We start from the raw sequence: 25188 nt of genomic DNA, 5'->3' as shown, positions 1-25188 counted from the left end.
GGAGGAGGGAGTAGGGAGTAGGGAGTAGGGAGGAGGGAGTAGGGAGGAGGGAGGAGGGAGTAGGGAGTAGGGAGTAGGGAGTAGGGAGTAGGGAGTAGGGAGTAGGGAGTGTGGGGAGATGGGGAGATGGGGAGATGGGGAGATGGGGAGATGGGGAGATGGGGAGATGGGGAGATTTTTATTAAGTGTCAATAGCATTTATAGCGTTTATAGGATTTATGAGGTACGCTTTTCAATCTCAAAGTCCCCCTTTATAAGGGGGATTTAGGGGGATACCTTTGTACCTCATGGCATAGATAATTGCTATATAAATATATCATTAAGAATCTTACTTGCGGATTTTTAATAATACCAAAAATTATCCAAACTATTTGATACTGCTCCCTGCTCCCTGCTCCCTAAAACCCAATAATTTTTACATCACTCAATTAAAACTGCTGTAAATTTAGGATGCAGCATTATTCCTTTTTTCAATCTTGAAAACATTGTCGATGGTTTTACCAGCTGTTTTATCCTCCCATCCTAGGGCTGTTAAAAATTGAGCTGCTGAGGTAGTTTCTACAACATCAACTCCCCATTCTCCCGTTTGGAGAGTATCAGGAGAATTACTTAAGGGTGGAGTTTTCTTTAAACCTCCTAATATTAAGATATCTGGCAGAAAATCTCCCTTTTTTTGACTAATCCGCTTCTCGTCTAGAGCTTTAGCGCACAATTCTCCAACTTGAGGTGGGGTAAACTCTTGAGTAGGGAATAAAATTTCAACCATCCAATGGGGATGATCTAATTTACGACACTTTAAGGATGGATAGTTACTTAATCCTTCAGCAAATACCTGAGTAAATTCTTCCCGGTTTAGTTCAGGAAAACTATCGTCTGATAGTTCAAAATTATGGGAAAGCAACATCCGACCAGTTTGAGAGTCAGTCATGAGTCCTGTGATATCCTGCTTGATCAATTTTCCAGCCCAGCAAGGATCAGTATATATTAGGTTGGGTTCATTGGTGAACAATGAACCCTAACAGGTATGACTCTCCAACTTTGGGACTGACCGAGTTAGCGCACTCCGCACTCCGCACTCAGAACTAAGCACTCAACACTCAGCCCTCAATCTGTGAGCAAAGTCATCACCTTACCATAAGCCTTGCTCAGGTTTTCTGGTGTCAGCACTTGGGCCCTTGAACCCACAGCAATCAGTTGCTTATTCAATAACAGGAGTTGATCATAATTAGCTAAGGTTTCTCCTAAGTCATGGCTGATCACTAGTAACGTTTTGTCTTGGGATTTAAGTTCACTAAAAACCTCAAAAATAATCTCTTCCGTCTTTTTGTCGATGCCGACAAATGGCTCATCAAAAAATAATAACTCCGCTTGTTGAGCTAGAGCCCGCGCTAAAAATACCCGCTGCTGCTGTCCACCAGAGAGTTCGCCAATTTGACGGTGGCGATACTCGAACATGCCCACCCGTTCTAACGCATTCTTAACAATTTCCTTAGATTGGCGACTAGGAGACCTAAACCAACCGGTGTGGACTGTACGACCCATCATGACTACATTCCATACCGTAATCGGATAATCCCAATCAATTTCCGATCGCTGAGGAACATAAGCGACTCGTTTTAATTGACTCCTGAGGGGACGGGCTGCCAATTTCACTACCCCCTTCACTGCTGGAATCAGTCCCAGCATCGCCTTAACCATAGTACTTTTGCCAGCACCATTGGGTCCGAGTAAGCCAGTTAATTGTCCTGGCTGGAGGGAAAAGGAGATATCACAAATAGCCCAAGTGTCTCGGTAACAGACTCCTAGGTTATGGACTTCTAACATTAGGTTTTGTGAAAATGACTACCACTATCATAGTGTAGCATGTTTGCAAGTGATTGTCGTTCTCAGCCTAAGCCTTGTAAAATGATTCTTGTTCTTGATAGCTACTAATTTAAGCGGGTTGATCTATGCTGAAGCCCTTACCAGTTAAACTTCGGACGCTCTTAGCTAGTGGTGCTCTCGCCTTTGGGGTAGCACTAGGTGGTTGTAGTCAAAGCACCGAAACATCGTCAAGGGAGAAGCCACTAGTGGTAGCATCCTACAGTGTGCTTTGTGACTTAACAACAGAAATTGCCCAAGATACCATTGATATGACCTGTCTGATTGAACCAGGTCAAGACCCTCATACCTACAAAGCTACGACCTTAGCTCGCCAATCCCTAGAGCAAGCTCAACTAGTTCTATACGGTGGCTACGACTTTGAACCAGAAGTTATTAAATTAGTTCAAGCCACTAATACACCAGCTCCTAAAATAGCGGTGCATGATCAAGCTGTGCCTAATCCAATTATGGCGGAAGCACATCACCACCATGATCACGAGCAAGAAAAGGATGACCATGATGATGACCATGATGATGACCATAAGGATGACCATGATGATCACCATGACCATGACCATGACCATGACCATGAGGAAGAAAAGACAGGATCAGCTCACAGTGATGAGGAACTAGAGCCCGACCCCCATATTTGGCATAATGTCCAAAATGTTATCAAGATGGTGGAAGTAATTCGTAGCCAACTGGCAGCACTTAACCCAGATGATCAGGAATTGTATGCTAAGAATGCCAAACAGCTAACCACAAAGCTTGAACAGTTGGATGCTTGGGTCAAAGCACAAGTTGCCACCATACCCAAAGGGCAACGCCAACTAATTACTACCCATGATGGCCTAGGGTACTACATTAACGCTTACGGTTTTTCTCATTCTGATGCGTTGCAAGGGATTAGCGGAGAAGAAGCACCGACAGCAGCACGGGTGAAAGAACTGGTACAGAAGATTAAGAAAAGTAAGGTACCAACAATTTTCGCCGAAGTAACAGCAAATGATAAGGTTATTGGCACTGTCGCCAGAGAAGCAAAGGTTAAACTCTCAGACCAAAAGTTATTGGCTGATGGTCTAGGAGAAAAAGGGAGTGATACTGGAAATTATATTGGCATGATGACTAGCAATACCTGTGCCATTGTGGATGGGTTGGGGGGAAATTGTTCTTCTTTTGATGGCAAAGCTGCTAACTGATATATAAGCAACGATCGCAGAATTAATTACCTACTCCCAATCTCTGTAACCTTTACATTGTAAGACTTTGAGTTTGGGAAAATGTGTAATTAATTTTGCGCACCTGCTTAGCCAGGATTTTTTACCTATTCCGAAGTTATCTCTTATTTCTGCCCAGATCCGCTGCTCCGAAGCTCCCTGCTCCCTAAATTAACTACAAGCAAAGGAGTCTAATGAGATCTTTCTTTCAAATACGCTTGAGCAAGCTTAACCCATGAGTATCAGTGCCACAGGTATTAAATAGATTGTAGGTAGCACTCAACTGCTTCACCTGTTTAGTTTGTTTTGGACTAGGTTGCCAGGGTTCAGGATTGGTGTAGGCATAGTAAGTTTCAACACCATCAATCCCTAAGTTGGCTATAGCAGTAATTAACTCATCTGCTGACTTACGGTAACGGGCTGGATGAGCCAACACTGCTAAACCACCGGCCTGATGGATAGCATCAATCACTGCACCAGCCTCAGCATGATCACCGGTCGGTGCGGTTCCAGTGAAATAGCGCTTTAAACTAGGATGTTCTGGCTCAAAAGCATAGCCAAGGATATGAATGTCATCATCCAGGAGGTTGGCGGTAATTTCGACACCAGTCCAGAAGTGGGGTAATGAATCACAGAAAGATGGCTCCTGCTGCCATTTTTCTATGCAAGTTTGAGCAACTTGATAACCACTAACGGAGTGGTGATCGGTGATGGCAAGTCCCTTAAGACCAATGTTAATTGCTTGCTTGATCAACTCTTCCGGTTTGAGCCGACCATCAGAGTAAATCGTGTGCATATGGAAATTGTAGCGATAGGGACAGCTATCAGGCTCAATCGTTTCCCACACTTGCCGGAGAGCTTGTTGATTTTTTGCTGCTATCTTTGGTGAAGCAGACCCTTGAGCAATATTGACTACCATAGATACTTACTGTAATGACTATTGGTTGATTGACCAGATTGGATCTGCAGCCGCGAAATACTTTTAAGGGTCTAGGCCAATGGTTGAATCGCTCTAGGTTGAATCGCTCTAGGTTAAATCGCTCTATGCTTCTGACAAGCATATGAAGCGCCCCGACTTGAGAACGGAGGCTGTCAACTGCCCCTGCTGTACCTAATCCCGAACTCCATTAGCCTAAAACCTAGAATAAAAATAAATAGAAATACGCGGTACGAGTTTTCAGTTGTTAACATAACCTTAGCAAACTTAATACTTTGTCGGTGTTGGCTTAACTACTTAAGCTTTACCTAACTCTCCTCCTTACTTAGTTCCAGAAGGAGATGTAAGTCTAATTGCCATGGCGAATTTCTGAGTTACGAGTCTTCCAAGCTAGTTCCAAAACCTTAGTCCAGCGCTTTTGCACTTGTTTTTGGGTACACTTGAGGGCTTTGGAAATTTCTTGATCACTCTTTTGCGCCTGTTTGAGGGGCAGTAACGCTAGCTGTTGGCTATCGAGTTGGGCCACAAAGACCTCCCACTGCTTCGATGACATCCCTAGTTTTTGATCCAGGTCTGCTCCTAGCCATTGGTGTACCAGTTTCCACTGAGCTGAACGAGAGAACTTTTCTACATGGTACTTAAAGCGCTGTTGTAGATAATCCCGCTGACGGGGTGTTAGACCCATGATTTCGTCAATCTCTGGTGCAGCCAGGTCTTGCAGCTTTAGCACCAGATAATCAGCACAGTCATTATGACCGTTAGACTCTAGGTATTTGATCAACTCGGAGATAATGCGATCGCGTAAAACAGCATCGCTGGGGTCAATGGTTTTCTCAATCAGGTTTGAGCGTACCTGTTGTGCAGTAGCTGAACGGTTGTGCTCTTGGGCTTCTTCATCCCTACCATACTCCACAGCCTGTTCAATATCCACAGGGGTTTCATTAGGCTGCCGTCGGGCAAAGCTTTGTGCTCTGAGTACAATCAACTGCTGGCTACCGCGACCACGTAGGGTAATGCGCCGCTTAGCATATTGCTCACTAAAGCCCATGTACTCCGCTAGTTCTAGCTGGGTACGGGGAGTGTAGTCAGAATCCACAGGATTTTCCCGGCGGAAAGCTTTGAGGCACTCAGCGTAAAAGTCCTGTAAAAAGTCCTCAATCAAATTGTATCGAGCGGAAAAGTTTAACTGAGATTGGGACGGTGCCACATGGCGATAAACCATGGTACTGAGGTTACTATGGAGTTCGACACGACCCTGCCGAGAACCTAGTTTGTAGTATGAAAGACATTTGTGCAGTCGGTGACGTGCTAGATTAAACTTCCAAGTATCAATTTCACCGGAATTCTGGATGCGATCGCTCTTAGTGCAAATCCGTTCTACCTCCAAGGTGATCCGGTGGGCAACCGCTTGAATACTCCTGGATTTAGCTCCAATTTCCGACTGGATTTCCTCCACTAAGACCTGGGTCAAGTTTTGGGTTTGATGATCTAGAGTAATTTCCGGAGCCTGATTATTAGTAGCGGAATTTTGATTATTAGTAACAGTTTTGACTTGCATGGTATTGCCCCCAAAAATAGATTCACAGAATTGCCATGAAACAAGCAACAGAGGAAATGTGTGTGAATGTGATCTACAAACCTTGGAGTGGTCCGCTGTCCTTTGTCCTTGTCCACCCTAAATGTAGACTCGTGAGTCTAGCCCTGGTCGGGTGAGTGTGTGACTACTCTAAGCTGACTAGTTGTGACCCCCAGCACTCCTGTAGTTTCCGTCGGATTACCTAAGGCTGAAATCCTTACTAGATATAGCGTTCAAGACTTTCCAGCATCAAGCTGATTCAGGATGACCAAAACCTGAGGAGTGGTCAATCCAGAAACTGACTGAACTAGTGATGACTTTTCCGTAAACGACTAACGTTTTCTTGTAGTCATAGGGTGCTTGATACTCTCATGACCCAACCTGAGCTGACTAGTTAATCACTAGCTAAATAACTAGCTAAAGCACTAGCTAAATCCAAGCGATCGCTTTATCCCATCCCAAACCCTGCCGCACCATCATCGGTTCTGAACCAGTCAGGTCGAGGATAGTTGAGACTTTAAATCCCGGTTCTAAGTCATTGTCCACAATGATGTCTACGAGACCATCGAGAGCATCAAATAGTTTAGCCGGTTCCAATCCCACCGTCGGAGTGTCACCATCCTGATTGGGTAGATGAGCCGAGGTAGAAATAATTGGATGACCTAGAGCTGAAAGCAACGCCTGACAAACGTTATGATCTGGGACTCGGATACCAGTAGTTTTACGATTGGGACTCATCACCAGCTTAGGTACTAACTTGGTTGCTGGTAACAAGAACGTATACGGTCCGGGAATCAAATGCTTCATAATTCGGTAAGCTGGATCACTTACCCGAGCATATTTAGCAATATTGGACAGAGACGAACACAAAAACGTCAGGGGTTTATCATTGGATAGTTGCTTCAAACGCCTAACTCGTTGCACTGCGGACTTCACATGTAAATCACAACCAATTGCATAGACAGTGTCAGTGGGATAGAGCATCACTGCACCATCTTCGAGATACTCTCTTATTTTCTCTATTCGACGTATTTGAGGTGTTTCCGGATGGATAGTATAAATAGTAGCCATAAATATTGTTGAATTCCTCAATATTGAATTGCTAAAGCCTAACCTTGGGAAAATTCACCAAGGCCAGACATAGAAACGGTTCTGCCAAAGGATTAAAAACTACTGCCACCTAAGTGTGTTGCCAGTTTGGCTTTTTCTGACTCAGAGGTCAGTATAGTTAGCAAGATCTGGCCATAATTCCCTGATCTAGACCTGTAGGGTTTGTGGAGGATGAATTGCTCCAAATCCTTTTGTCTTAATTAATTTGTTTTAATTAATTTGTTTTAATTAATTTGTCTTAATCAATAGGATCTAGAATGACAAAGCTAGCTTACTTAGATTGTCCCACTGGAATTGCTGGTGATATGTGCCTAGGAGCACTAGTTTCTGCGGGTGTACCGTGGGAATATTTAGTGGAAAAGCTAGCAGCACTCGGAATTGAGCAAGAGTATCACTTAAGACTTAGCCAAGTACACCACAATGGTCAGTTGGCAACCAAAGTTGATGTAGATTTACTAGATCAAAACTATAAGCATGATCACCATCAACAGGAACACGGCCATGAACACCACCATCAACACGGCCATAAACACCACCATCAACACAGGTCAGGCATAACAGAGATCAATACACCTGAGCAGAATCATCATCATCATCCCACACGACACTTACCAGACATAGAAAAATTAATTACAGCAGGAAAATTACCCTCAAGAGTATCCCAGTGGACTCTTGCTATCTTCCGGAAACTAGCAGAAGCCGAAGGAGCTGTTCATGGTATTTCCCCAGAAAAAGTTCACTTCCATGAAGTAGGCGCTACTGATGCCATTATCGATATAGTTGGTACTTGCTTAGGCTTAGATTGGCTAGGAATTGACCAAATCTATTGTTCTCCACTGCCCACTGGTGGTGGGACAGTATGGGCAGCTCATGGTCGCCTACCGGTGCCAGTACCAGCAGTACTGAAATTGTGGGAATCCCGTCAGGTGCCAGTTTACAGTAATGGGATTGAGCGGGAATTAGTAACACCAACGGGAGCAGCGATTGCCGTTACCTTAGCCACTAGCTTTGGTTCACCACCAGCAATGACTATCCAAAAAATCGGTAATGGTGCTGGTTCTCGACAATTACCCATTCCCAATATGTTGCGATTGTGGATTGGTGAATCGTCAGAAGCCTTCAAGCTTAGCAAGTTCAAGGTTAAACCGTCAAACTTACCCCCACCAACCTTACACCAGTCACCCCTTTCTGCTAACTCTTCTTCTGCTAACTCTTCCCTAGAAACTATCTCAGTGCTAGAGACTCAAATTGATGACCTCAATCCTCAAGCCATTGGCTATGTATTCCAAGAGTTATTTAACGCTGGTGCTGTGGATGTGTTTACTCAAGCTATTGGCATGAAGAAATCTCGACCAGGTATCCTGCTCAGTGTCATCTGTCATCCTCAAGATCTAGACGCCTGTCAGGCAGTATTATTCCGAGAAACCACTACCTTAGGAGTGCGACGTCTAACTCAGCAACGAGCGATCTTACCTCGGGAAATCCAGCAGGTACAGACTAAGTATGGCCAAATTAGTGTGAAAGTGGCTTGGAGCGATCGCTCACCTCACAAAACGATTATGAATGTCCACCCAGAATACCAAGATTGCGCTAAGTTAGCCAAGGACAATAACTGCTCTTGGTTAGAAGTACATCACTTAGCACTCTCTGCCTGGTATTCTCAATATAGGGAATAGGGAACAGGGAGCAGGGAATCGGGAATCGGGAGTCGGGAGTCGGGAGTCGGGAGTCGGGAGTCGGGAGTCGGGAATCGGGAATCGGGAGTCGGGAGCGGTGCGATCGGTGGAATGGGCATCTGGCGTGGAACTGGCATCTTGCCAGTTTCATGCTTATTTTCGGGCGTGGAACTGGCATCTTGCCAGTTTTATGCTTATTTTCGGGCGTGGAACTGGCATCTTGCCAGTTTCATGCTTATTTTCGGGCGTGAAACTGGCATCTTGCCAGTTTCATGCTTATTTTCGGGCGTGAAACTGGCATCTTGCCAGTTTCATGCTTATTTTTGAGTGTGGAAATGGCATCTTGCCAGTTTCATGCTTATTTTTGGGCGGGCAGGATGCCCACTCTACTGCTATTGATTCCAAGACAGGAAAATTAGCCTATTCAACAGGTGCGACCCGTGGCGAATTTAATTATTAATGGTAAGAGCGCACCTAACAAAATTTTATGAATACGACCTCTTTCCACTATTCCCTGTTCCCTATTCCCTGTTCCCTCTTACTTATTCTTAATGCGATTAATTTCCCGTTGCAATTCCTGGATTTGACGCTGCAACTGTTCCGCTTCATTGACTGAGTTGTTCGATGGTGGATTCGAGTCAACGTCAACTGCTCCCTTTTTGGTAACACGTTGATAATTACCCTGACAAATTTGACGATATTCCTCTGAAATTGCCCACTTTCGCAGGTAGTGTATGCGTTCAACTGGAAATGGATGGCTCAGGAATTGACGATTAATACCACCATTATAGAGTAAGAACTTATAGATTTGATTGAGACTGTCTTGGTCTAGTTCTTGATAATTTTCTGATTGACGGATAAATTCATCAAGACTGCATTCCTGTAGATGCTTAGCACTGCCACCAGACACTTTCATCATCGTTTGCATCACAGTCTTCAGGTCATCTATCACTAGTAAAGCAGCACGGTCAGCGGATAATTCAGCTTTGCGACGCCATTCATAAAAGGCGAAAATTAAGCCAGTGCTGACGATATTCCCTAAGCCAAAGGTCATTTCACTTAACATAGAGGCAGCATTCATTGCCCAAATCGCCATCTGAATTAAGATGGTGTGACCGCACTTGATATGTCCTAATTCGTGAGCCAGGATAGTACGGATTTCTGCTTCATTCAGTAAGTCTAATAAGCCAGTGTTGATAACAATGTAAGGATTATCTTGACCTAAAGCATAGCTATTAACCTGAGCGTTTTGACTAACAAATAGGGCTGGTTCGGGATTTACATCTAAATCCCGAACACATTCTCGGAATAAGTGATAAATATTAGCATACTGGCGCGGTCCGACTTGGATACTGTTGCCCATAAGATAGACAAACTGGGGACGCTCGTAAAGAAATTCCACAAACTTACGAGAAACTAAGTCAAAACCAGGGACACTGCGTAAAGCTTGCTCCGCTTGTTGGTCAAGGGGGTGCTTGAAGGCGTCGCTGGAAATTCCGGGATAGGTGGCCATAGTAGTCCAGTACTTTAGTGGTCTATTTCTTTAGGCTTTAGGCTTTAGGCATTAGAGATTAGACATTAGGTACTAGGCTTAAGTCCTAACTAGGTTTAAATACTAGGAATAAGTAATAAACCCAAAACCCAAAACCCAGAACCTAATACCTAAAACCTAACACCTAAATCTGGGTTGTGTCCTTGCCAATTCTTTGATGATTCGTTATAATACTGATATCGGAAGAGTAAAGGAAGTGAGAGGAAAATTAACTTATGAACAAGTGTGTTGGGACTACTGAAGCAGCATCTCTGTTGGGTATTTCTCCTCGACGATTACGGCAATTGCTTGACTCCGGTAGAGTAAGGGGTGCTTATAAAAGCGGTAAGTTCTGGATTATTCCCCTGTTCAACTATCTGCCACAAATTACCAAGAAGAACCGGGGACCGAAAGGAACTTGGCGTAAAAGTCGTCCTCCTGCTTTAGCGAAAATTAATGTCAATCGTAATCGGATTGGCTCCAATAACCACAAAAGCCGTGAAGAGCGGCTGCCAGTGATTTCGGTAAAACGAAGTGGCGACAATACCTATGGCAACCAGGTAGAAATCCTCGGTCCGTGTAGGATTGTGTATCAGCCGGATAACCCTCTTGATTGTGGAGCTCGTCTGTGGATCGAAACCTTCAGTGATATTCACTTTATCGGTGGCAGTTTTCCGGCCAGTGGTGCTTAGGACAAACGTAAAGGTCGTTTCATCAAAATTTCAATTCAAAAACCACTCATAACTAATCAGAAAATTCCTCAGTTCGATAAAATCAAATCACAATGTCTCTTGAGCTGTATTGTGCATCTATTTGTTGCTGAATCAATTCATTGCATTAATCCCAATTGCCCAGCACCCTACCCTCAGCCAAGGGATAACAACTTTTGCAATGGTTGTGGAGCAAAGTTAAAGCTCAAGAATCGCTACTTACCTCTCCAGCTCTTGGGTTCAGGAGGATTTGCCAACATATACACCGTTTGGGATTTGCGGTCGAATACAGAAAAGGTGCTGAAGGTATTGCTAGATACTAAACCGAAGGTATTGCAGCTATTTCAGCAAGAGGCAGATGTTTTGCAACGTCTGGATCATCCAGGCATTCCCAAAGTTGACCAAGATAGCTATTTTGTCGTCAATCTAGGTCTTGAGCCACAGGACCTGCACTGTTTGGTGATGGAAAAAATCAACGGTTCAACCTTGGAGCAAATGCTCACAGATCATCCTCAGGGATGTCCAGAGATATTAGTGCGGGACTGGCTCTACCAGGCAGCAGAAATTTTACAGGTCTTGCACAGTTGTGGAGTGATTCACCGTGACATCAAACCGTCAAACTTAATGCTGCGGGAAACCACGGGAGAGCTAGTGGCGATTGATTTTGGGGGAGCTAAACAATTGAGTGTGGGTTCTGAGTCTTCTCAGAACGATTCGACTCGGTTGATTACTCCAGGTTACTCTCCACCGGAACAGATAGCTGGTGCAGCAATTGGACCCGCTGCTGATTTCTATGCCCTGAGCCGAACCATGATTCATTTACTGACGGGTATTGAGTTGAAGGATTTACAAGACCCAGTAACTGGTGAATTTCGATGGCGAGAGCAGGCAGTGGTAAGTCATGACTTGGCGGACTTGCTGGATGAAATGCTCAGCGTAGTACCCCAACAAAGACCAACAACTACGATTGAGATTCATCTGCGTCTAGGTATGACTCCTAGCACTAGTTACCAACCTATCCCAGCACCAGTACCTTCCTCAGCACCAGTGTATTCGTCTCAAGGAAATCAGGTAGCTGCTCTGGGGTTATCTAGCCGTAAACTAAGACAATCTGTGACAGGCTTGACTCACTCGATCACATCCGTAAAACATTTATTTTTAGCAGTAGTGATCACCATCGCACTAGCCTGTCTCGATAGTGCCTGGGAGATGTTCCTCGGAGCTTTTGGGGGAGTTTTTTGTGCAACGGTTGGGTTTATGGTATTGAATTGGACAAGTCTTGGGGAGAAAGTGACAAATTGGCTCTCTGGGGAACTGTCTATGATCTTGCCTTCGCTACAAATAACAATGTGGCAAGAAATGCTATTGTTTGCGGCGGCTGGCTTAGGTACAGCTTGGGGGTTGACGGCTGCAAGAGGCTTTGGTCAGCAGCGGCGTTTTTTAGTGGCAGGGATAATGGGTATTTTTGGTTATAGCCTGGGATGGTTGATGTGGCAGGCAACGGTACCTACGCTATTATTGCTGTCTTATGTACCTGACCAGGGGTTGCTGCCATGGATTACTGCGGTTACAGTAATGCTCCTGGTACTAGGATTAGGGCTACCCAGTCATAATCTTGTTCATGCCTTAGTGGTGGCAGCAGGAACTGGTGGCGTATTTGGGGGTCTAGTGTCATCTGATCTATTGCCAGCAGGATTTGTGGTTAATATCTTTTCCTTTTCTAGAACCGGTAAACTGGATTTCTATCACCCGATGACTTTTTTTGCTATTTTGGCTATATTACAAGGATTTTGGCTAGGGGTGAGTTATTACCTGCTAGTGCCAGTAATGCGTTGGTTTGGCTGGCGTTAAGGGAATAGGGATTAGGGAGTAGGGAGTGGGGAGTAGGGAAGTTGGAAGTGGTAAAAAATTCTGTGTATCTAATAGGTATGAGCAAAGCTATATTCGGTTTTATTATGGTTTTCTAAGGTAGATATCACGTAATTTTAACGGAAGAGTCTGATACTTAAGATTAAGTCCGGTAGAGTAGTTATCCTTGAAGGGTATTGGTTAATTAACAATTTTTTGTTAAATAGTCAATTTCTTTCGGACGCTTTCTTGATTAGAGGTGATTCAGATGACTAACACTATAGCACGTTGGGAATTAACTAAGGCTCGTCTTATAGGCTCTGGTGCTTTTTTATTGGGTATATTGCTACCAACTACTCTTTATGGCTTACCTGCTAAGACGATTGAAATCGGTAATGGTAAGACTGTGTTTAATCGTGCTCCGCGTTTAGTTAGGGCAGCTACGAGCTTTACTAGAGTAAGGGTGCCAGCAACGTACCAATTCACCCTCAGATTACCGGAAGATGCTGGAGAGTCTTTGCAAGCTGTAACGATTACCCAGAATAAAACTAATATCGAGAAAGTCAATTTTGATCCGAGAAAGAGTCGTGCATTTGTGGGCGATTCTTTTGCTGGTGGCTCATCCCTGACTTTGGCTAATATTGGGGGAAGTGAATCGTCTAACTCGGATCAAGTAACTGTTGTGTTTGATCCACCGGTTGCTCCTGGTGAAACCATTACAGTTTCGGTTAGAGCTAAGGAAAATCCTGAGTTTAGTGGTTCTTATTTATTTGGAGTCACTGCTTTTTCCACTGGAGACAATAGCCCTGGTTTATTCCTAGGTAGCCGTAGGTTGTTTTTTGATGAGTTTGGAGACTAAGGGATAAGTGTCGATGTAGGGTGGGCAGTGGATGACACCGATCGCTAAAAGCGATCGCATTTCTGATCCCAGTCACCTGATCGGAATAGTTAAACACAGGAAACTTTAGAAGATGGGGAGTCATATCAGCAACTGGCTCCCCTTTTTACTGGCTGCATAGCTATTTACTAAAATTATAAACTTGTGGACTTAACCTATTTTATAAATCCTAGAAATTGCTTTCAGTAATTTTAGTATTAATCTCCCCATAATCCGCTATTTTACTATACAATTTACTACACTGAATACCATGACAGCAACGAGAGCAGTGATCTCTTTTTGATGAGATGGTTTTTAGGATTAGTCTAGAAGTAAAAAATAGAAATGAGCGAACCAATAGCTGACTATGACAATCCTTGGAAAGAAGCATTACAAGCCTATTTCGATTCATTTTTGCAGTTTTGTTTTCCCCAAGTTCACACTCTGATTGATTGGAATCAGACCCCCCAAGCCCTTGATACAGAATTACAGCAAATAGTTGGTGCAGCCGAATCAGGAAAAAGAATCGCTGATAAATTATTCCAGGTGTGGCTCTGTAGTGGAAATGAAACTTGGGTATTGATTCATGTAGAGGTACAAAGCCAAAAAGAATCAACTTTTGCTAAGCGAATGTACCAATACCATTACAGGGCATTTGACCTGTACGAAAAACCTGTGATTAGCTTAGCGGTATTGGGAGATGAAAATGCGTCTTGGTCTCCATCGTCCTATGAATATGGCTTGGGAGGTTGTCGCCTGAGTCTAGAATTTCCGATAGTTAAATTACTGAACTATCAGTCAATGTGGCAGGTGTTGGAATCGAGTACTAATCCCTTCGCAGTAGTGGTGATGGCTCATTTGAAGACCAAAGCTACCCATAAACAACCGATGGAGCGCAAGCGATGGAAGTGGTACCTGGTTCGGAGACTTTTTGAACGAGGTTATAGTAAAAACGATATAGTGAAGCTGTTCCAGTGTATTGACCAAATGATGGCTTTACCGGAAGAGTTAGAACTGGAGCTGAATCAAGAACTTGAACGTTATCAGGAGGAAAGACAGATGCCTTTGATTAGTCGAGTGGAAGAAAGGGCAATGAAGAGGGGTCTGGAACAAGGACTTAAACAAGGACTTCAAGAGACAGTGGTTAAAATTTTACAAAATCACTTTGAATCGGTATCACCGGAATTGGTGGCAGCGATTAATTCAATAGAAGATATCTCTGTGTTGAAACAGTTGATTGATCACTCTCTTAAGAGTAAATCCCTTGAGGAATTTGAGCAGCTATTGGCACAACATCAGGTTAGTCAGGAGAATTGAAGAGTATGGAAACGGGCAAGATGCCCGTTCCACCAAGTTGATGTAGGGTGGGCAGTGCATCAAACAGATAAAATTACCTGGGCGGGTGTTGCTAAGCAATGCCCACCATGGAATTAATCACTTGCAGCCACTGTATTGACTAGATCATGGCTTGACCGGAATAGTTGAGAAGTTGATGTAGGGTGGGCAGTGCATCAAACAGATCAAATCAGCTGGGCGGATGTTGCTAAGCACTGCCCACCATCGAATTAATCACTTGCAGCCACTGTATTGACTAGATCATGGCTTGACCGGAATAGTTACAAGAGGAGCTGAATTAAGAACTTGAACGTTATCAGGAGGAAAGACAGATGCCTTTAATTAGTCGAGTCGAAGAAAGGGCAATGAAGAGGGGTTTTGAAAAAGGATTTCAACAAGGATTTCAACAAGGACTTCAACAAGGACTTCAAGAATATCGGGAAGGCTTACAAGAGACAGTAGTTAAAATTTTACAAAATCACTTTGAATCGGTATCAGCGGAATTGGTGGCAGAGATTAATGCCATAGAAGATATCTCTGTGTTGAAACAGCTGATTGATCACTCTCTTGAGAGTAACTCCCTGGAGGAATTTGAGCAGCTATTGGCACAACATCACTCCCGACTTCCTACAACTCAATGGAATAATGATCTTTAGCATCTTGTCCTGGACCCTGAGTCCACCGTGAATCAGGTTTCCAAGCACCATTTTCTTCTTCCCGACGGCGAGTGCGGACAGTGAGCTGATTACCGTTAATTTTCAGTAGATTATATTGCCAGGGATAACCAGTTCTTAGTTCAAGGGTCGGTGCGCCAAAGGTGCCAGCACAAATTCCATTGAGTTTGCGCCCACCTGGACTGAGGTCGTAACGGAAAAGGCTGGTTTCAGCTTTGTGGATATGTCCGTGGAGGAACAACCGGAATCCAGCTTGGGCCAGTTGTTCGATGAATCCTTGGTCGATAATCCTATCGCTTCCGTTACTATTCAGGGGATGGTGCCAAACCGCTATTTTCAGGCACTTGCCGTAGTCTGAGTTGCGAATCTCGCTCAGGGCTTTGGTCAGAGCATTTGGGTGGATGCTAGCACGGTCTGTGAAGTGGTGATCCAGTTGCCAAGCGGAATTTAGTCCTAGGATCAGCAACTTTTGATCTGGGAAATGGTCGATAATCCCTTGCTCGCGATAGTCGAGGGGATAGGGTTGACCTTTGATGGCTTGATAGAATTGACTGAAGTGGGCAAAGCGTTGTTGGTATTTGGCTTCGTCTCGGACTCGAATCACCTGATCAGTGACTTTGATGTAGTCACTGTCTTGGAGTTTATCATGGTCTTTTGTGCGATCGCATAACTCATAAGCCTCTGTTGCTAGTTCCCAGTTGAGGTCATGGTTACCGGGAACTAGAACAATTTGCTTCCGGTCTAGGGGGAAGTCTTTGCGAAAGTTGTCGAGAAAGTGTTGTGCAGCTTTGTATTCTTGAGGAGTAGACTCATTGCCGATATCACCGGAGAGGATAAGAGCATCAAGATGAGGGATTTTAAGGTCTTGGGTGAGGTCTTGGGCGAGTTGGTTTGACCAATTTTTAGCTTCGTCAGGGGTGGTGATGTGGAGGTCCGAGAGGTGGAGGATGTATATGGTTTGAGTGGTAATTGGTTCAGGGCTATCGGGTTTGGGAGTAGCTGTGGGATTATCGATTACCTTGTAAAATTGGTAGCGCTTTTGACTGGCTTCAAGGGCTTTAATGGTTTTCTGAAAAGTATCTTGATCATTAGTTGCTGCAAGAGTTGCTGCAAACTCTTCGTTTTTCAGTAGATTAATCAGTTTAGGAATAGTAGCATCTGTACCAATTTCACCCAAAGCTTCTGCCGCCATTACACGTAGATATGAGTTATCATTATCCAGGCATTTTATTAACAGTTCAATCCCCATTTCTATCCCAATTTTGTCCAGAGCCTCTGCCGCACTTGTAGCCACAGATGGGTCGGGATCATCCAGAGATTTAATTAACGGGTCAATCGCCACTTCTGTCCCAATTTTGCCCAGAGCTTTTGCTGCACTTATCCGCACAGATGGGTCGGTATCATTCAGGCATCTAATTAATCGGTTAATCGCCTTCTGTCCCAATTTTACCCAGAGCATCTGCCCCCCTTCCACGCACATCTAGTTTCTGATCATCCAGGCATTTACTTAACTAGTCAATCCTGGCTTCTCTGCCCGATTTTTTTTAGAGCATATTCTGCACTTTCACGCACAGATGATTCGGGATCACCCAGGCATTTTTTTAACGGATTAATCGCTACTTTGTTACCAATTTTTCCAAGAGCATCTGCCGCACTTATCCGCACAGATGATTCGGGATTATTCAGGGATTTAATTAATGGATCAATCGCTACTTCTGCCTTAATTTTACCGAGAGAATCTGCCGCATTTATCTGCACAAAATAGTTATCATCATCTAGCAATTTAATTAACGGCTCAATCGTCATTTCTGTCCCAATTTCCCCGAGAGATTCTGCCGCTCTTCCACGCACAGATGAGTCGGGATCATCCAGGGATTTAATTAACGGCTCAATCGTCATTTCTGTCCCAATTTCCCCGAGAGATTCTGCCGCTCTTCCACGCACAGATGAGTCGGGATCATCCAGGGATTTAATTAACGGCTCAATCGCCACTTCTGTCCCAATTTTGCCCAGAGCTTCTGCCGCCCTTTCACGCACAGATGAGTCGGGATCATCCAGGGATTTAATTAACCGGTCAATCGTGGCTTCTGTCCCGATTTCCCCCAGAGCAGATACCGCCATCTTCCGCACAGAATAGTCGGGATCATCCAGGGATTTAATTAACCGGTCAATCGCCACTTCTGTCCCGATTTCCCCCAGAGCAGATACCGCCATCCTCCGCACAGAATAGTCGGGATCATCCAGGGATTTAATTAATGGTTCAATCCTGGTTTCTGTCCCTATTTCCCCTAGAGCAGATGCTGCACTTATCCGCACAGATGGGTCGGGATCATCGAGGAATTTAATTAACGGGTCAATCGTTGCTTCTGTCCCTATTTCCCCTAGAGCTTCTGCCGCATTTATTCGCACGTATAAATTGTCATCATCCAGGTATTTAATTAGCTCAGGTATGGCTGTTTCTGATTGAGTTACTCCCAACAGCTGAACCTTAAGAGACTTCGGAACATTTAACCGAGCTACCAACTGGACAGTATCTTCCTGAAATTCCGGTTTTACTGCTCCTGCTAACCTGGCTCCCAGTTGCCAATCAAAATCTAACCCTAACCTTACCACCCGCTGGGCTTGGGCTTGATTGTCTACCAATTGCAGCATCATGACCAGAGGTTCTGTCCATTTCCAATAATTGAGATAGGTCTGTTGCAACTGCTGATCCGTAATACGTGGTAATTGCTTCAATAAATATTCTGCTGTATAGTATTCTTGGAGCAGTTGGTGTCGAAACTCAATCAACTCTCCTGATTGTTGAATCAAGTGATGGTTTAGTAAGTCCTTAAGCCAAGTCCTGGCGCAAACATTAGGATTAACAACAGCTTTCTTAAGTAGATAATTAGTTAAAATTTCTTCAGCTTTTGTTTTAGCAATAGCAACGCTGATCTCCTCGGGTTTATCGGGGTTATCCCCTCTTGTCATCACAAACCCTAACTGTTGCAGCAGCTCAGGCCAAAATTTTCTTGATTGATTATCGGAAACGTTAACATCTTGCTTGATTTTCTTAGAATAGAACTGGGTAAATGAGCGAAACACTAAACCGAGATTAGACGGTATCTTACCTATAGACTTAAACAGGTCACATAGCATCATCAATAGTAGGGGGGTTTGCCCAAACTCCCGTAAGCGATCGCTCAACTGCTCAAGCATCTGCTCCCCCTGTTGTGGCAAATACTTTCGGACAAACTCTGACATTTGGGCTGCACTCAAGGGTTGCATTTCCAACTTCTTCTGAATCCCCAAGTCACCACCAACTCCTAAATCCCTAGTGGTGAAAATCATTGGAGTACTTTTCTGGTAATCCTGCCGAAACTGAGTCAAATCCTGGCGTGCGTCATCTGAAGGTAACTCGTTGACGCCATCGATAAGTAACCAGAATTGTCCATCAAACAATAGTCTTTCGATATCGGTAGAGTCGAGCAGTACACCATGGCGTTTCAGAAAATTCCGCACTAACTCCAGCACAGATGTCTGGTAATATCGCAGTTCCACCAGCACCGGAATTTTCCCTTGTATCCCCTTATCTGCCAGCAATTGCACTAATGCTGTGGATTTGCCTGAACCCGGACGTCCCACCAGTAATACATGGTCATCAGCATACTTGCGCAATCCTTCTAGGATAGGCAAGCGTTCAGTTTCTTCTCGATTTTGGTTTCTTTCTGGCTGCTCCGACTTGATGGTTTGCACCATCAGGCCAAAATCAAACAGCCTCGGGGTCTGTTGCTGCTGCTTGCGCTTGCGGTCTTCGATATCGGTCGGGGTATAAACTTGCCACCATTGGGCGTAGGTTTTACGGATTGATTCTAGATAGGGATCCCAATTGGCCATGTTGAAGGTTGAAGGTTAGTTGGTTGAAGGTTTAATCGGGTTGAAGGTTTAATCGGGTTGAAAGTTGAAGGTTAGTTGGTTGTTCGCGTAGCGTGGCCAATAGGCCAAGGTTGAAGGGTTAAGGTTGAAGCAGAATGCGTTCGCGTAGCGTGACCAAAGGTCAATCGCATGATTGTAGAGGCACTATTAAACTAGTATGCGATCGCATCTGTGATAGTAGCAAACTGGCAAGATGCCAGTTCTACCGATTAGTTGTAGAGGCATTATCGGAATAGAATGCGTTCGCGTAGCGTGACCAAAGGTCAATCGCATTATTTCTAGACTGTAGCAAACTGGCAAGATGCCAGTTCCACGCCTGATGCCCCCAGCAAACTGGCAAGATGCCAGTTCTACCGATTAGTTGTAGAGGCATTATCGGAATAGAATGCGTTCGCGTAGCGTGACCAAAGGTCAATCGCATCTGTGATAGTAGCAAACTGGCAAGATGCCAGTTCTACAGCATTATTTCTAGGAGCATTATCGGAATAGAATGCGTTCGCGTAGCGTGACCAAAGGTCAATCGCATTCTAATTCCCTACTCCCTACTCCCTACTCCCTACTCCCTATTAAAATTAAAGCGAACTAGAATCAAGACTTGCCGCTTCACCAGGAGTTTCAGGCAAGTGTATACCACACTCTTGCTTAAGGCCATGAAAACGGGTATCCCGTTCATCCTGATCATCGAAGGATAAAGGTCGGCTGGAATGCCAATCACCGACGGTTGTATAACCCTCATCAAACATGGGATGATAGGGTAAGTCGTGAGCTGTCAAATACTGATAGATATCCCTAGAGTGCCAGTTAAGAATTGGCAAAATCTTGTGCTGATCTCCCTGCTTGTTAACCCAGCCCATCGTCTTGCGGTGGTCAGTCTGTTGCTTGCGCAATCCTGCTAACCATCCCGTTGCGTTTAGTTCCCGCAAAGCGCGCTGCATCGGTTCCACCTTGCGGATTTGGTCGTAGCGGTTGAGGGATTCTACATCATTCTTTTCCCAGAGTCTGTCATACAACGCTTCCATCCGTGCTGGACTCATGGCAGACTGGTACACTTTTACATTCAAGTTGAGCCGTTCGATCAACTCCTGGGCAAATCGATAGGTTTTCACCGGTAGGTAGCCCGTATCTACCCAAATTACTGGTATATCTGGCACCACAGTAGTGACCAAGTGCAGCATGACCGCTGACTGGATCCCAAAGCTGCTACTCATCACTAAGCCATCACCAAAAGTTTCAGCTGCCCATTCTACGATTTTGGTAGGGCTAGCCTCAGCAAGTTGCTGATTTACTGCTTCCAAATCCAGCTCAATTTGGTTTGATGTCACCCCGGTCATGGGGTCTAACTGCTGAGATTGAGGCTGCTTTGTTTTCCCATTCCCATCGAAGTGATTAGGGCTTTCGATAGGTGCAGCCTGTTGATTTCCAGAAGCTTGATCAGAAGCGATCAGATTCAGTCGCGGCATGGTGGTAGTGTCTTGTTTGTACTCTGGATATATTGCTATGGTAGTTTATTCGTGAATAATCTCTTTGGGGAGAGGCAAGAGGCAAGAGGCAAGAGGGTGGGGAGTGTGGGAAGTGTGGGAAGTGTGGGAAGTGTGGGAAGTGTGGGGAGTGTGGGGAGAGGGGAGATGAAATTAATGTGTAGTAGTAATTTCCAGAATTGGTATAGGCTCGATCATACTGATGAGGTATAGTCAATTTTCTTACCCCTAATCCCGATTCCCGACTCCCTACTCCCTACTCCCGATTCCCGACTCCCGATTCCCTACTCCCTACTCCCTACTCCCTACTCCCTACTCCCTACTCCCTACTCCCTACTCCCTACTCCCTATAATCCTAAGAGTCTTCTTCAGTGATCGGCTCTCCAATATCAAAGATAATCACAAATTGAGCATCGGGCATTAGCCGTTTCAGAGCCTGCATATGACCCTCGGCATCCGAACGTTTGCGGAACCGAGCAACAATCACTCGTTGCATCTTGGGCAATAGGCGCACCACCACCCATGGATGTAGGCGTTCAGCATAGGACATAATCTAATGTATCTCCTGTTATAAGGGGTCCTAGAGCCAGCCTTCAGCCTGGAATATCTTCAGGCTGGCTCTTCCCGTTTAACGTTTAACGTCTGGGGCAATTTTATGATAACATAAAAAACCAATATTATAACATATTTTAAAAACTTTTGTAACAAATTTTGGAGGGAACAGGGAATAGGGAACAGGGAGCAGGGAACAGGGAACAGGGAACAGGGAAATAGAGCAGATCGCGATAGTGGCGATAGTTATCACACTCTTTCAACACTTAAAATACTTAAAACACTCTTGACCCTACTCCCTACTCCCTACTCCCTGCTCCCTAAAAACCCAGAAAGAAAGTACCTCAAGCAATGGAAAATTTGTAGATATAAAAAAACCAGCCATTGAGAGGGGCTGGTGATACTTGCTGTGTTGGGAGGAGAAAACCTAGGGCCAATACGCTTACAGTGTGCCTTTATCCCTGGCTGTGAGCTCAAGGTCTTAAGGACGTAGTGGTCCTCTGGTAATCAGTTATGTAAATAAATGTAACGAATATTGACAGATAACGCAACATATCTTAATGTTTTTTTCGGGAGTCGGGAGTCGGGAGTCGGGAGTCGGGAGTCGGGAGTCGGGAGTCGGGAGTCGGGAGTCGGGAGTCGGGAGTCGGGAGCTTCCGAGCAAGGCCAACGGCTGACCGCTGACCACTGACAGCTGACCGCTTACACTTTATTCTTCATTTTTCTGGATCGAGTAAAATAGTTTTTGGTTGGTCAACATCAAATAGAGAAGCGGACAGAAGAATAACTGGTTTGTTTGTTTTGTTTTCACCATAATGAACCATTCCGCTAGATTCAACTAGAGAATCTCCAACCGTTAGTTGTGTAGTCTGCCCTGCTTGCATAATTAATTCTGTGCCATTAGCTTTCCTTACTTTAGCCTCTCCTTTCACAACAGTAAACGTTAACGTGCCAGCCTCTACTAGTGCAATTTGCATGCCGGTATGAGTATGATGAGGCAGTTTTGTTCTGGGTTTGATGGTATGGCGAATAAGTTCAAGAATTTCCTTTTTTTCTTGAGTCGGATAACCACTACCTAACACTTCACTGGTAACCGATTGAGTGTAACTATTGGGTGAGGATGTTTCTTGGCTGTTAACAACTATACTTCCAAAAGTTAAGATAGCTAATGGTAAAATCAGAAACAGTTTTTTCATACTATAGTGTTTGGATTTGGGTTGTGAATATAGAATTGAACTAAAAAGGGAACAGGGAACAGGGAACAGGGAACAGGGAGCTGATCTCAACTTCCCGATTCCCGATTCCCGATTCCCGATTCCCGATTCCCGATTCCCGATTCCCGATTCCCTCCCAATAATTTCAGGCTCCGACTTGGAAAATCAGATAAGCGCCGGATAGGGCTGCTACTGTGGCGAGGATGGTAATCCAAATGGGATAGTAGCTGCGAATTACTTTATCGTCTTCGATACTGATGGTTTCAATATCAATCCAGGGATTAACACCCCGGCGAAACCAACCAGTGACGATTACATTCTGGTTAACTAAATTACTAACACGGGTGGGTTGAGGTAGGATATTACCTAGTGGTCCGAGATAGGAACAGTAATTTAGTCTGACTAAACCTGTCGGGGTTTGTAATATTAAATCTTGTCCGAGCCAATTGCGTAATCCCGAACGTCCTAATAGTTTTCCGCTTAAGATAACAGGACGACTATCGGGAGGTAGGGTAGCGTTAGTGGCGAAATAATCTCCTAAGTCGGGGTCAGTACCGATATTAGTAGGTTTGAGGTCGGGAAAGTAATTATTAATCCAGAGAAAGACACTGATACTAAAGGCAATTAAGATACAAGCATCGATAAAGGAATTGGCATTATGTAGCCAAATTAACTGCCAAATGTCGAAGAGGTCAGACAGTTTACCAATTATCCAAAGTATCCCTCTTAGGGCTGCCCCCATTATTACTCCAAAAATTAGGGTACTTTGTAGCAGGGGTAAGGCTTTGTAACTGTTGCTGAGTTTAGAGAAAAATTCAGCTCGATTGCGACTGGCAGGAATTAGGGCGGGTAAATCTAGTTCCGGATTAAGCTTGAGAAAGTGGGCATAGCGCTTAGGTAAATGTAAGCGTTCTCCCAGTAGGGGATGGGCAGAGTTGATGATTAACCAGTAGCGGTAGGGATTAGTACAGTCCCATTTTAAGATGTCTTCAAAGGGGGTGGTGGGGGAAAAACTGCCGATAACTATGGCTTGCTGATAACCGACGGGCAGTAAGACATCAAAGCTTTCTAATAGCCCACTGGTTTGGCCGGAAATTTGGATGTCTTCGCTTATCCCTAGGGCAATTTTTAGTAAGGCGCGGGTCAAGCCATTGGGATTACCAGTGATTGAGATGGCGATGCGATCGCTATAGTAAACTCTAGCTCTAGATAACCATAGCAGCGGTAAGCTCAATACCCAGTAAATGCTGTAACAGAGGGAAGCAACAGTACCGGTAATTCCTAAAAGGATTGCGCTTAACCATCCCCTAGCACCAGGTAATTTAACTAGCAGTAATTCCTTTAGCTTCTCTGCCCACTGAGGGATTTGCCAATAGATAGTGTAAGGGATTTGAATAATTAGTACCCCTAGGGACATCAACATGAAATCCCGATTGATAATATGTCCTAGCTGACCAGCGTAGATGTTGGCAATTTCATCATCTTTGAGCTGGTCTAATAATCCCTGACTAACTACAATGCGAGCAGTGCGAGGTAAGTTACCATAGGTCAGGGCTACGGTGGCGTCTGTGGGTAAGACTTTTAAGCTCGGTAAGGGCAGACGTCGTTTGCGGCAAACCTTTTGGATGACTTTAGCGGATTCTGGATGGCGGGAAGCTAGTTGAGTTAGGGATAAGGGTTCAAGACCATGAAACTGTTTTAGCAATCCATCCATTAACCAGGGCGATAGGATAAATAGGATTGCTATGGTAATTCCTAGGGCTAGAGTTGGGTCACGGTATAACAATTGGAAGGGTTGGAACCACGGTAACTCTACCAAGATCGAATTGATGGTTTCCATGGCGAATTCGACGCTTAAGCGCAGTAGCCAGAAAAATGCGATCGCAACCGTGATTGCTACTAACCACAACCGTTCCATCTTGGGAGATTTCAGGGGATGCCAATGCTGTGCTCGTCCACAGTTGCGCCATCGAGGACGAGGAGTGTAGAGGGTGGGAATATCCGGGGGAGAGTAGGGAACTGGTAATAGGGAAGAGGATGAAGCAGTATGGTTTGGTTTACGGCTCAGTTTCAGTGGGCTAGACGCCTGATCCTCTAGGGGAGTAAACCCTGTGGCATCAGCAGGGGACTTAGCAGCAACAGGATACTTGGTAATTAACTCAGTCTCAGTTTTAGCTGCCCATTCCTGTATCTGGGGGTCAGGGTGTTCCCTCAGGTGTTGGCAAAGTGCGATCGCTTTTTCTGGCTGACCATGCTTAGGATAAGCCTGCACTAGGGATTGAGAGGCTTCCGTCACAATGGAGTCATCCAACTCCATCTCACAGACACCTTCTAAGTGTGCGATCGCATCCTGGTAATTGCCCTGTTTCAGAGCTTCTAGACCAGCTGCCAGAGTTGGATTAGGAATAGATGCCATGAGGTTTCTAGTAGTTTGTCCCTATCTTCCTCTAAGATACCCTTGGGCTAAGGATTTGATCTCGCCTCAGTTCGATGTAATGAATTCACGGGTGTTGAGGAGGAGGCACGATCCAGAATTCAGTAATAAATAATATCAAATCCGGTTAAATAGTTATCGTTAAGCCTTGGCTGCCTGCCACCAATGAAAATGGGTCAGACCACGAATGAAGTCGCACTGCTTGAGTAAAACACAACAGCGAGCGCAAATTATCTGCTCC

The 25188-nt window shown here is 44.7% G+C and carries 25 protein-coding genes; 8 read left to right on the top strand and 17 right to left on the bottom strand.

Annotation, left to right across the window (positions count from 1 at the left end; translation table 11 throughout):
• The 3 genes from F6K49_RS23855 to F6K49_RS23845 all read right to left on the bottom strand — a co-directional run.
• On the bottom strand, nt 1-198 hold a 198-nt coding region (locus F6K49_RS23855), incomplete at its 3' end, for a hypothetical protein (protein ID WP_293100660.1).
• Nucleotides 199-445: 247 nt separating this feature from the next.
• Nucleotides 446-928 carry a DUF2656 domain-containing protein gene (locus F6K49_RS23850; protein WP_293100657.1) on the bottom strand — a complete coding sequence of 161 codons (483 nt, stop codon included), beginning with the start codon at nt 926-928 and terminating at the stop codon, nt 446-448.
• Nucleotides 929-1104: 176 nt separating this feature from the next.
• On the bottom strand, nt 1105-1824 hold the full coding sequence (locus tag F6K49_RS23845) for a metal ABC transporter ATP-binding protein (protein WP_293100654.1): 720 nt from the start codon (nt 1822-1824) through the stop codon (nt 1105-1107).
• A 125-nt stretch (nt 1825-1949) separates the two neighbouring features.
• Here F6K49_RS23845 and F6K49_RS23840 point away from each other — a divergent pair, with 125 nt between their 5' ends.
• Nucleotides 1950-3062 (top strand): zinc ABC transporter substrate-binding protein, encoded by a 1113-nt coding sequence (locus F6K49_RS23840; protein ID WP_293100651.1) that lies wholly within the window; start codon nt 1950-1952, stop codon nt 3060-3062.
• Nucleotides 3063-3288: 226 nt separating this feature from the next.
• Here F6K49_RS23840 and F6K49_RS23835 read toward each other — a convergent pair whose 3' ends face one another.
• The 3 genes from F6K49_RS23835 to F6K49_RS23825 all read right to left on the bottom strand — a co-directional run bounded on the left by F6K49_RS23835 (nt 3289) and on the right by F6K49_RS23825 (nt 6664).
• Nucleotides 3289-3999 (bottom strand): PHP domain-containing protein, encoded by a 711-nt coding sequence (locus tag F6K49_RS23835; RefSeq protein ID WP_293065278.1) that lies wholly within the window; start codon nt 3997-3999, stop codon nt 3289-3291.
• A gap of 367 nt (nt 4000-4366) precedes the next feature.
• The gene (locus F6K49_RS23830) at nt 4367-5575 is read right to left on the bottom strand and encodes a HetZ-related protein (protein ID WP_293018641.1); all 1209 of its coding nucleotides are present in this window, start codon (nt 5573-5575) and stop codon (nt 4367-4369) included.
• Nucleotides 5576-6022: 447 nt separating this feature from the next.
• Nucleotides 6023-6664 (bottom strand): L-threonylcarbamoyladenylate synthase, encoded by a 642-nt coding sequence (locus tag F6K49_RS23825; RefSeq protein ID WP_293018607.1) that lies wholly within the window; start codon nt 6662-6664, stop codon nt 6023-6025.
• A 296-nt stretch (nt 6665-6960) separates the two neighbouring features.
• Between F6K49_RS23825 and larC the strand changes: the two genes are divergently transcribed.
• Nucleotides 6961-8379, top strand: coding sequence for a nickel pincer cofactor biosynthesis protein LarC (gene larC, locus F6K49_RS23820; protein WP_293065274.1), 1419 nt, complete (start codon nt 6961-6963; stop codon nt 8377-8379).
• Here larC and F6K49_RS23815 read toward each other — a convergent pair.
• Both F6K49_RS23815 and F6K49_RS23810 read right to left on the bottom strand, forming a co-directional pair.
• Nucleotides 8364-8516 (bottom strand): hypothetical protein, encoded by a 153-nt coding sequence (locus tag F6K49_RS23815; RefSeq protein WP_293065271.1) that lies wholly within the window; start codon nt 8514-8516, stop codon nt 8364-8366. The two genes, larC and F6K49_RS23815, sit on opposite strands and share 16 nt — an antisense overlap.
• A 401-nt stretch (nt 8517-8917) precedes the next feature.
• On the bottom strand, nt 8918-9892 hold the full coding sequence (locus tag F6K49_RS23810; protein WP_293065265.1) for a M48 family metallopeptidase: 975 nt from the start codon (nt 9890-9892) through the stop codon (nt 8918-8920).
• 254 nt (nt 9893-10146) lie between these two features.
• On the opposite strand from F6K49_RS23810, the gene F6K49_RS23805 reads away from it, so the two are divergent.
• The 5 genes from F6K49_RS23805 to F6K49_RS23785 all read left to right on the top strand — a co-directional run bounded on the left by F6K49_RS23805 (nt 10147) and on the right by F6K49_RS23785 (nt 15336).
• A complete protein-coding gene (locus F6K49_RS23805; protein ID WP_293018617.1) occupies nt 10147-10602 on the top strand; it encodes a helix-turn-helix domain-containing protein in 456 nt (151 codons plus the stop codon).
• 99 nt (nt 10603-10701) lie between these two features.
• Nucleotides 10702-12471, top strand: a complete 1770-nt coding sequence (locus F6K49_RS23800) for a serine/threonine-protein kinase (protein ID WP_293100645.1) — start codon at nt 10702-10704, stop codon at nt 12469-12471.
• Between the two features lie 265 nt (nt 12472-12736).
• Nucleotides 12737-13327 (top strand): DUF2808 domain-containing protein, encoded by a 591-nt coding sequence (locus F6K49_RS23795; RefSeq protein WP_293018619.1) that lies wholly within the window; start codon nt 12737-12739, stop codon nt 13325-13327.
• Nucleotides 13328-13690: 363 nt separating this feature from the next.
• Nucleotides 13691-14662 (top strand): transposase, encoded by a 972-nt coding sequence (locus F6K49_RS23790; protein ID WP_293100642.1) that lies wholly within the window; start codon nt 13691-13693, stop codon nt 14660-14662.
• 350 nt (nt 14663-15012) lie between these two features.
• The gene (locus F6K49_RS23785) at nt 15013-15336 is read left to right on the top strand and encodes a hypothetical protein (RefSeq protein ID WP_293065255.1); all 324 of its coding nucleotides are present in this window, start codon (nt 15013-15015) and stop codon (nt 15334-15336) included.
• Here the strand turns inward: F6K49_RS23785 and F6K49_RS23780 are convergent.
• The 8 genes from F6K49_RS23780 to F6K49_RS23745 all read right to left on the bottom strand — a co-directional run bounded on the left by F6K49_RS23780 (nt 15308) and on the right by F6K49_RS23745 (nt 22495).
• The gene (locus tag F6K49_RS23780) at nt 15308-16813 is read right to left on the bottom strand and encodes a HEAT repeat domain-containing protein (RefSeq protein ID WP_293018627.1); all 1506 of its coding nucleotides are present in this window, start codon (nt 16811-16813) and stop codon (nt 15308-15310) included. The two genes, F6K49_RS23785 and F6K49_RS23780, sit on opposite strands and share 29 nt — an antisense overlap.
• 56 nt (nt 16814-16869) lie before the next feature.
• Nucleotides 16870-19230, bottom strand: a complete 2361-nt coding sequence (locus tag F6K49_RS23775) for a HEAT repeat domain-containing protein (RefSeq protein WP_293018629.1) — start codon at nt 19228-19230, stop codon at nt 16870-16872.
• A gap of 241 nt (nt 19231-19471) precedes the next feature.
• Nucleotides 19472-19690, bottom strand: coding sequence for a hypothetical protein (locus F6K49_RS23770; protein ID WP_293036620.1), 219 nt, complete (start codon nt 19688-19690; stop codon nt 19472-19474).
• A gap of 151 nt (nt 19691-19841) precedes the next feature.
• Complete coding sequence (locus F6K49_RS23765; protein WP_293036661.1) at nt 19842-20600, bottom strand: phosphoadenylyl-sulfate reductase; 759 nt, start codon at nt 20598-20600, stop codon at nt 19842-19844.
• Between the two features lie 502 nt (nt 20601-21102).
• Nucleotides 21103-21297: a hypothetical protein gene (locus tag F6K49_RS23760; protein ID WP_070395662.1), complete on the bottom strand. Its 195-nt coding sequence runs from the start codon at nt 21295-21297 to the stop codon at nt 21103-21105.
• A 139-nt stretch (nt 21298-21436) separates the two neighbouring features.
• On the bottom strand, nt 21437-21562 hold the full coding sequence (locus F6K49_RS23755) for a hypothetical protein (protein ID WP_293100638.1): 126 nt from the start codon (nt 21560-21562) through the stop codon (nt 21437-21439).
• Nucleotides 21563-21810: 248 nt separating this feature from the next.
• Nucleotides 21811-21987 carry a hypothetical protein gene (locus F6K49_RS23750; RefSeq protein WP_293100635.1) on the bottom strand — a complete coding sequence of 59 codons (177 nt, stop codon included), beginning with the start codon at nt 21985-21987 and terminating at the stop codon, nt 21811-21813.
• A gap of 28 nt (nt 21988-22015) precedes the next feature.
• Nucleotides 22016-22495, bottom strand: coding sequence for a cupin domain-containing protein (locus F6K49_RS23745; protein WP_293100632.1), 480 nt, complete (start codon nt 22493-22495; stop codon nt 22016-22018).
• Nucleotides 22496-22511: 16 nt separating this feature from the next.
• Between F6K49_RS23745 and F6K49_RS23740 the strand changes: the two genes are divergently transcribed.
• On the top strand, nt 22512-22697 hold the full coding sequence (locus tag F6K49_RS23740; RefSeq protein WP_293100629.1) for a hypothetical protein: 186 nt from the start codon (nt 22512-22514) through the stop codon (nt 22695-22697).
• On the opposite strand, the gene F6K49_RS23735 is transcribed toward F6K49_RS23740, so the two are convergent.
• Nucleotides 22659-24929, bottom strand: a complete 2271-nt coding sequence (locus F6K49_RS23735; RefSeq protein ID WP_293100626.1) for a zinc metalloprotease HtpX — start codon at nt 24927-24929, stop codon at nt 22659-22661. The genes F6K49_RS23740 and F6K49_RS23735 overlap by 39 nt on opposite strands.
• Nucleotides 24930-25188 lie beyond the last annotated feature (259 nt).

It is taken from the genome of Moorena sp. SIO3I6, from assembly GCF_010672095.1.
This window is presented reverse-complemented; position numbering and strand designations above follow the sequence as displayed.